Source organism: Methylobacterium terricola, assembly GCF_006151805.1.
Taxonomy (GTDB): Bacteria; Pseudomonadota; Alphaproteobacteria; order Rhizobiales; family Beijerinckiaceae; genus Methylobacterium; species Methylobacterium terricola.
In genome coordinates this window covers 1-7646 of the sequence record NZ_VDDA01000071.1, presented here as the reverse complement: position 1 = coordinate 7646, position 7646 = coordinate 1, and the positions used below count along the sequence as shown (strand labels likewise).

General features: G+C 68.8%; 8 protein-coding genes. 7 read left to right on the top strand and 1 reads right to left on the bottom strand.

The genetic code is table 11. The annotated features are described in order from the left end of the window. Window positions 1–518 precede the first annotated feature (518 nt). The 5 genes from FF100_RS36295 (at window position 519) to FF100_RS36275 (ending at window position 4827) form a co-directional block, all read left to right on the top strand. Entirely contained in the window at window positions 519–1295 is a 777-nt protein-coding gene (locus FF100_RS36295) for a M20/M25/M40 family metallo-hydrolase (RefSeq protein WP_246102783.1), read from the top strand. A 113-nt stretch (window positions 1296–1408) separates the two neighbouring features. Then, window positions 1409–2695, top strand: a complete 1287-nt coding sequence (locus tag FF100_RS36290) for a flavin-containing monooxygenase (RefSeq protein WP_139040858.1) — start codon at window positions 1409–1411, stop codon at window positions 2693–2695. 29 nt (window positions 2696–2724) lie between these two features. Beyond that, a complete protein-coding gene (locus FF100_RS36285; protein ID WP_139040857.1) occupies window positions 2725–3162 on the top strand; it encodes a RidA family protein in 438 nt (145 codons plus the stop codon). Continuing rightward, complete coding sequence (locus FF100_RS36280) at window positions 3159–3833, top strand: DUF1028 domain-containing protein (protein ID WP_139040856.1); 675 nt, start codon at window positions 3159–3161, stop codon at window positions 3831–3833. Before FF100_RS36285 ends, FF100_RS36280 begins: the two co-directional genes overlap by 4 nt. Before the next feature lie 49 nt (window positions 3834–3882). Beyond that, entirely contained in the window at window positions 3883–4827 is a 945-nt protein-coding gene (locus FF100_RS36275) for a LysR family transcriptional regulator (RefSeq protein ID WP_139040855.1), read from the top strand. Window positions 4828–4843: 16 nt separating this feature from the next. Here the strand turns inward: FF100_RS36275 and FF100_RS36270 are convergent, their stop codons facing one another. Continuing rightward, window positions 4844–5776: a LysR family transcriptional regulator gene (locus FF100_RS36270; protein WP_139040854.1), complete on the bottom strand. Its 933-nt coding sequence runs from the start codon at window positions 5774–5776 to the stop codon at window positions 4844–4846. A 131-nt stretch (window positions 5777–5907) separates the two neighbouring features. On the opposite strand from FF100_RS36270, the gene FF100_RS36265 reads away from it, so the two are divergent. Both FF100_RS36265 and FF100_RS36260 read left to right on the top strand, forming a co-directional pair. Continuing rightward, window positions 5908–7062 carry an aromatic ring-hydroxylating oxygenase subunit alpha gene (locus tag FF100_RS36265; protein WP_139040853.1) on the top strand — a complete coding sequence of 385 codons (1155 nt, stop codon included), beginning with the start codon at window positions 5908–5910 and terminating at the stop codon, window positions 7060–7062. 68 nt (window positions 7063–7130) lie between these two features. Next, window positions 7131–7454 (top strand): 2Fe-2S iron-sulfur cluster-binding protein, encoded by a 324-nt coding sequence (locus FF100_RS36260; RefSeq protein ID WP_139040852.1) that lies wholly within the window; start codon window positions 7131–7133, stop codon window positions 7452–7454. Window positions 7455–7646: the final 192 nt, after the last annotated feature.

Sequence of the window (7646 nt, the reverse complement as noted above, 5' to 3'; positions counted from 1 at the left end):
CGAGGCGGGTGTGGTGGCAGAAGCGGGGCGATCGCAGCCCAGAGATCGTCGGGGAGAAGCGGGCGAGCCATACCAGCACAACGCCCAACCGACCTAATCGTGCCGTTCTGTTAGGCGCTCTTAATCTCGGCTCATGCCCCGGACGTCGACCTCCACCCTCGCGCTTCTCGACCGTCTGATCGCCTTTCCCAAGGTCAGCCGTGATCCCAACCTCGCATCGATCGACTTCGCCGCCGGCTTCCTCGCCGAGCGCGGCGCGGCGGTCGAGATCGTCGCCCCCGGGCGGGCGCAAGGCCAATCCTTTCGCCACCCTCGGTCCGCCGGACGCTCCCGCCGTCATGCCGTCGGGCCATACCGGTGTCGTGGCGGTCGACGGGCAGGTCTGGTCGGGCGATCCGGTCCGCCTGGACGTCCGGGAGGGCGGGCCTACGGGCGCGGCGTTGCCGATATGAAGGGCTTCCTCGCGGCGTCGCTCGCCCTCGCCGACCGGGCTTCCGGCTGCCGGCGAGCGGCTGGCGGTGCCGCTGCACCTTGCGCTCAGTCACGACGAGGAAGTCGGCTGCCTCGGCGTGCGTTCGCTGATCGCGCGGATGGCCGCCCGGCCGCTGCGCCCGCGGCTCTGCCTCGTCGGCGAGCCGACCGCGATGCGTATCGCGATCGGCCACAAGGGCAAGCTCGCCGCGCGGGCCTGCGCCCACGGGGGCGCCGGCCATGCGGCGCTGGCCCCCGGGGCCCTCGACGCCATCTACCTCGCCTGCGACGTCGTGGACCGGCTTCGCCTTCGCCAGGGCGCACTGGCCCGAAGCCGGCGCAGCGACACCGACGACGACGTGCCTTCCACGACCATCCCTGTCGGGCGCATCGACGGCGGGACGGCGCTCACCATCGTGCCCGAGCGCTGCACGCTGGATTTCGAGATCCGCAACGTTTCGGGCGTAGATGCGGGCGCGATCCTCGACCTCCTGCGGCAAGACGCCAAGGAGATCGTCGCGGCCGAACGGGGCCGCTTCACCTGCGCGGAGATCGAGACCGTGATCGCCTATCCGGCGCTCGATACGCCGCCCGCGGCGGAGGTCGTCGCCTTCGCCAAGGCGCTGGTCGAGGACGAGGGCCACTGCAAGGTCGCCTTCGGCACCGAGGGCGGCCTCTTCCGCGAGGGGCTTTCGATCCCCACCGTCGTCTGCGGGCCGGGCCCGATGGACCAGGGCCACAGGCCGGACGAGTTCATCGCCCTCGACCATCTCGCGGCGGCCGGCCGGATGATGGACCGGCTCCTCGCCCGGCTGCGGATCTGAGCCGGGGACGGCCTCGGAAAGACCGAAGCACTGCTGATCCAAATCGTAATGTTCGCCAGTCACGAGCTGCGTTAGCCCAGAGGACGAGCGTTGCGCAGGGAAGGACGTGGCAGATGTCAGTGGAGACGATCGACACGCTCGTCGTCGGGGCCGGTCAGGCAGGCGTCGCGATGAGCGAACACCTGACGAAGCAGGGCGTGCCCCATCTCGTCCTCGAACGGGCGCGGATCGCCGAGCGCTGGCGCACGGCCCGCTGGGACTCGCTCGTCGCCAACGGCCCGGCCTGGCATGACCGCTTCCCCGGCCTCGACTTCGCGGCCTTCGACGAAGACGCCTTCGTGCCGAAGGACCAGGTTGCCGAATACTTCGCCGCCTATGCCCGCGCCTTCGGCGCCCCGATCCGCTGCGGCGTCGACGTGATCAAGGTGCGGCGCCTCGACGGGCGTCCGGGCTTCCGCGTCGAGACCTCGCACGGGGCCATCGAGGCGACCACCATCGTCTCCGCGACGGGCGCGTTCCAGAAGCCGGTGATTCCGCCGATCGTGCCGGCCGAGGCGGGCCCCGTCCAGCTCCACTCGAATGCCTACCGCAACCCGGCCGCGCTGCCGCCGGGCGCGATCCTGGTGGTCGGCGCGGGCTCCTCCGGCGTCCAGATCGCCGACGAGCTGCTGCGGGCGGGACGGCGGGTCTACCTCTCGGTCGGCCCTCACGACCGGCCGCCGCGCGCCTATCGCGGGCGCGACTTCGTGTGGTGGCTCGGCGTCCTCGGCAAGTGGGATATCCAGGCTCGCGCACCCGGCACCGAGCATGTCACCATCGCGGTGAGTGGTGCCCATGGCGGCGAGACGATCGACTTCCGCCGCCTCGCCCATCGCGGCATGACGCTGGTCGGCCGGACGACGGACTGCCGTAACGGCGTCCTGAGCTTCGCTCCCGATCTCGCGGCGACCCTCGTGCGTGGCGACGCCTATTATCTCGCGCTCCTCGACGAGGCCGACGCCTATGCCGCGCGCAACGGGCTCGACCTGCCGCAGGAGACCGAGGCCCGCGTCTTCCTGCCCGATCCCGCCTGTGTCACCGATCCGATCGAACGCCTCGACCTCGCGCAAGCCGGCATCTCCGCGATCATCTGGGCGACGGGCTACACCTCCGACTTCACCTGGCTGGAGGTCGACGCCTTCGATGAGCAAGGCCGGCCGGACCACCAGCGCGGCATCTCCCGCGAGCCCGGCATCTACTTCCTCGGCCTCCCCTGGCTCTCGGGCCGCGCGTCCAGCTTCATCTGGGGCGTCTGGCACGATGCCCGCCATCTCGCAGACCACATCGCGACGCGGCGCAGCTATCTCGACCATCACGTCGCCCGGTGCCGCAGGGCGTCGGCGGTCTCGCCGGCGGCCTGACGCCGCGCCCTCCACCCGTTTCCCACCGCATGGAGCCTGCCGTGACGGCACATACGCGCATCCGCACGTTCAACACCAAGGACACCTATCCCGAGCAGAAGCTCGACAACGACCTCTGCCAGACCGTGGTGGCGAAGGGCAGCATGGTCTTCGTGCGCGGCCAGATCGGGCAGGACCTCGACACCTCGCAGAGCGTCGCCATCGGCGACCCCTCCGGCCAGGCCGAGAAGGCCATGGCCAATATCGAGATGCTGCTGACAGAAGCGGGCTCCCGGCTCGAGCACATCTGCAAGATCACGATCTACATCGTCGATCCGCGCTACCGCGAGGCGGTCTACCGCGTCGTCGGGCGCTGGCTGAAGGGCGTCCATCCGGTCTCGACGGGCATCGTCGTCTCGGCCCTCGCCCGGCCCGAATGGCTGGTCGAGATCGACGCCATCGCGGTCATCCCGGAGGACGCCGCGTGACCGTCTCGATCGTCGCGCGCTGCCCGGAAACGGGCATGTTCGGCGTCGCTGTCTCTTCCTCCTCGCCGGCCGTCGCGGCGCGCTGCGCGCATGCGCGAGCCGGGGTCGGGGCGGTCGCCAGCCAGAACGTCACCGATCCCTCGCTCGGCCCCCGCGCGCTCGACCTGATGTCGCTCGGCGCCGGCGCCGAACAGGCCGTTGCGGTGCTGCGCGCCTCGGCGCCGCACATGGAATTCCGCCAGGTCCTCGCCGTCGACGGCCGGGGCGGCACGGCCATGCATTCCGGCCCGCGTGCCCTCGGCATCTTCGCCGAAGCGAGGGGCGAGAGCGTCGCCTGCGGCGGCAACCTCCTCTCCGGCCCGCACGTGCCCCAGCGGATGGTGGAGGCCTTCGAGGCCTCGTCCGGCCATCTCGGCGACCGCCTCGTCGCGGTCATGCGCGCGGCGGTCGCGGCGGGGGGCGAGGCCGGGCCGTTGCGCTCGGCCGGCCTGACACTGGTCGACCGGGTGTCCTGGCCGGTCGCTGACCTTCGCGTCGACTGGACCGAAGACTGCCCCGTCGAAGCGCTGGCCGCGCTCTGGGCGCTCTACAAGCCGCAGCTCGCGGACTACGTGACCCGCGCCCTCGATCCCGGCGCCGCGCCGAGCTACGGGGTTCCCGGCGACGAATAGTTCGATGCTATAGCGGGGCGGTGTCGAAACGCCGCCCCTCGAGGCCCGGATGCGCTATACGCTGCGCCAGTTGGAGTATTTCATCGCGGTGGGCGAGGCCGGCAGCATCACGCTCGCCTCCGAGCGCGTCCACATCTCGCAGCCCTCGATCTCCGCCGCTGTTTCCCATCTGGAGCAGGAGCTGAACGTCCAGCTTTTCGTGCGCCACCACGCGCAGGGCCTCTCGCTGACGCCGGCCGGCCGCGACCTCCTGCGCGAGGCGAAGAGCCTCGTGGCGCAGGCCGAGAGCCTCTACCTACGCGCGACGGAGGCGACGGGGCAGGTGCGTGGCTCGCTGTCGCTCGGCTGCATGGTCACGCTGGCGCCGATGCTGGTGCCGGAGCTGACGCATTCCTTCACCGCGGCCTTTCCAACCGTCTCGATCCGCACGGTCGAGCGCCACCACGAAGATCTCTTCGAGGGCATCCGGCATTCGGAACTCGATATCGCCCTCTGCTACGATCTCCACATTCCCGACGACATCGAGTTCGTACCGCTCGTCAAGCTGCCGCCGCACGTCCTGATGGGCGAGGCCGACCCGCTCGCGCGGCGGCCCTCCGTCATCCTTGAGGAGATCGCGGCAAAGCCGATGATCCTCCTCGACTTGCCGATGAGCCGCGAATACTTCCTGGCGATCTTCCTCAAGCAGGGCCTGGAACCGACCATCGCCGCGCGCTCGGCTCATCACGAGGTGGTGCGCACCATGGTCGCCAACGGCTACGGCTATTCCATCCTCAACGCCACACCCCGCTCGGACTACGCCCTCGACGGCCGCCGGCTGGTGCGCATCCGTCTCGGGGGCGATCACCGGCCGATGACAATCGGCGTTGCCACGCTGAAGTCGCTGCGCAAGACGCAGCTCGTCGCTGCCTTTGCCACCCACTGCCGGGCGCATATCTCGGATTCCTATATTCCCGGCATGGTTGCTCCGAGCTTTGGACCCCGCAGGCGATAAGGCCCGATCCGATTTCTCAGGGATCGACGGCAGGGGGCGCTCCGAAGCGGGCTTTGAAATAATCGACGCAGTGATCCACGAAGCGTCCGAGGAGCGGGTCGCCCTCGTCCTGATCGCGCGTCGCCAGCACGATCCGCAATGGCCGGAGGGCGTCGCGCAGCCGCAGCACCTTCAATGATTTGAGATCGTAGGTCGTCGTGGTGTGGGGGCGCATCACCAGGAGCGTAAATCCAAAACCGTTGCCGACCGCGCTGCGCACCGCCTCCAGGGACGTCGAGGCGTAGGCGATGGGCGGCGCGATGCCGTGCTCGCGCAGGAGATCCTCGAAATAGCCCCGGCTGCCCGGCCCATCGAACATCACGTATGGCTCCTCCGCCAGTTCGCGCAGCGAGACCAAGCGCTTGCCCGCCAGCGGATGGTCGGCCGCGATGACCACCCTTGGCCGCAGCGCCGCGAGCGGCAGGACTGACAGGCCGGCGAGATCAGCCCCGAGATCGTAGGTCAGTGCGATATCGAGGCTCCCGACCCGCACCTCCTCGGCCAGCGCCGTCAGGCTCAGCTCGCGCGTGACCATCCGCACCCCGGGATGGCGGTCGAGATGGCTGCGCACAAGGCTCGCGGCGAAGAACGGGGCGAGCGTCGCGAAGCAGCCGAGGCGAATTTCCCCTGCGACCTGGGAGGCGAGCGCCGCCGCCTCGCGGGCCACCTGCTCGGCCTGTCGCTCGAGATCCGCTGCATGCTGGAGGAAGGCGCGCCCGTGCCGCGTCAGAGTCGTGCCGCGCGCGTGCCGGCGGTCGAAGAGGCGCAAGCCCGTGACCTCCTCGAGCTTCTCGATCGCCTGCGCGACGGCGGGCTGGGAGATGTTGAGCGCGCGCGCGGCCTGGGCGATCCCCCCGTTCTCCGCCACGGCGCGGAAATAGGTGCATTGCCGCAGCGTGAAGCGAACCATATTTTGCCTTTCTTGAAGGCTGGAGTTTCAGAGTTTTTACCTGTTCCAGCAGGTGTTAGCCATGGGGCACCGCGAATGGAGGGAGGCGCGGGCCGCGCCCGCGCCTTCCGCACAGAGAAAGGACGCGTCCCATGTCGTCGCACGCCCCACTCGGCGAGCTGCTTCAGGCCGCCAGCCGTCCGTTCCACGACGCGGTGGCCATGCCGCCCGGCGTCTACAAGGACGAGGCCTTCCTCGGGCGCGAACTGGAGACCATCTTCGCGCAGGAATGGATGTGCGTCGGACGCGCTAGCGCTCTCGCCGCGCCCGGCGACTATCTCACCTGCGAGGTGGCGAACCAGCCGATCATCGTGCTGAGGGACCAGAAGGGCGAGCTGCGGGCACTGTCCAACGTCTGCCTGCACCGCATGTCGACGCTCCTGGAAGGGTCGGGCCGTGCGCGCAGCATCGTCTGCTCCTACCACGCCTGGACCTATAATCTCGACGGCACGCTGCGGGGCGCGCCGTTCATGAAGGAGACGACGGGCTTCTGCAAAGAGGCCTACAAGCTGCCGCAGATCCGCTGCGAGGAATGGCTCGGCTGGATCTACGTGACGCTCAACCCTGCTGCGCAGAGCGTCAGGGAGCGCTTCCGGCCGGTCGAGGAACTGGTCGCGCATTACGGCATGGAGAGCTATGTCGAGTGCTTCCGCGAGAGCCATGTCTGGGACACGAATTGGAAGGTGCTCGCCGAGAACTTCATGGAGAGCTACCATCTGCCGGTCTGCCACGCGGCGACGGTCGGCCCGCATTCCCGGCTCGAAGAGATGATCTGCCCGCCGGGCTCGCCGGATTTCAACTATCACTGGATCACCAAGGAGGCGTCGCTGGCGATCGGGAACGCCCATCCCGACAATGTTCGGCTAGAGGGCCACTGGCGCAAGACGACGGCGCTCCTCGCTCTCTATCCGAGCCATCTCATCACGCTGACGCCGGGATATTTCTGGTATCTCTCGCTCCACCCCAAGGGTCCTGGCCAGGTCCACATCACCTTTGGCGGCGGACTCTCGTTGGAATTCATGGCCGATCCGAAGGCGGAGGACTATGTCCGCGACCTCAAGCGGCTCCTCGACGAGGTGAACCTTGAGGATCGCGGTTGCACCGAGAAGGTCTATCGGGGGCTGAAGGCCGAGGCTGCGAAGGCGGGCCACCTCTCCTACCTGGAGCGCCCGATCTACGATTTCCTGCAATACATCGCCGCGCGAACCGGCGGTTTCGAGCGCGAGTTCCAGAGCGCAGCCGAATAGGCGTCGAGAACCTTTCGAGGCGGTGCCAGCCCTCGGTGGCGGCCCTTGACCGGAAAGCCGAACGAACCATGGCGACCATCACCTGGAAGCCCGAGGGCCACCCCGACATTGTTGCGGAGGTGTGCGACGGCCGCACCCTCATGGAGGCGGCCCTGACGCATTCCGTCCCCGGCATCTTCGGAGATTGCGGTGGCGCCCTGGCCTGCGCGACCTGCCACGTCGTCGTCGCCGAGGAGTGGCTCGCCGCAACCGGACGGCCAGGTCCGGACGAGGACGAGGTGCTGGACATGGTGGAGGCTGGTCGGCGGCCGAACAGCCGGCTGAGCTGCCAAATCCGCGCTCATTCGGACCTCGACGGCCTCATCCTCCACGTTCCCGTCTCGCTCCCATGAGCTCCGGCGCCATGTTCTCCCGAACGGTTGTCGTCGGCGCGGGTCAAGCCGCCGTTGCCTTGATCACTCAGAGCCTGTTTGACTGATTGAGCCAGTCGCGCGTTGTCGTTGGCAGGAGGAGCCGATGTGGACGCAGGCGGATCGCGATCTCTACAAGGACGACGGCCGTCGCTATCCGAGTGACCTGACGGA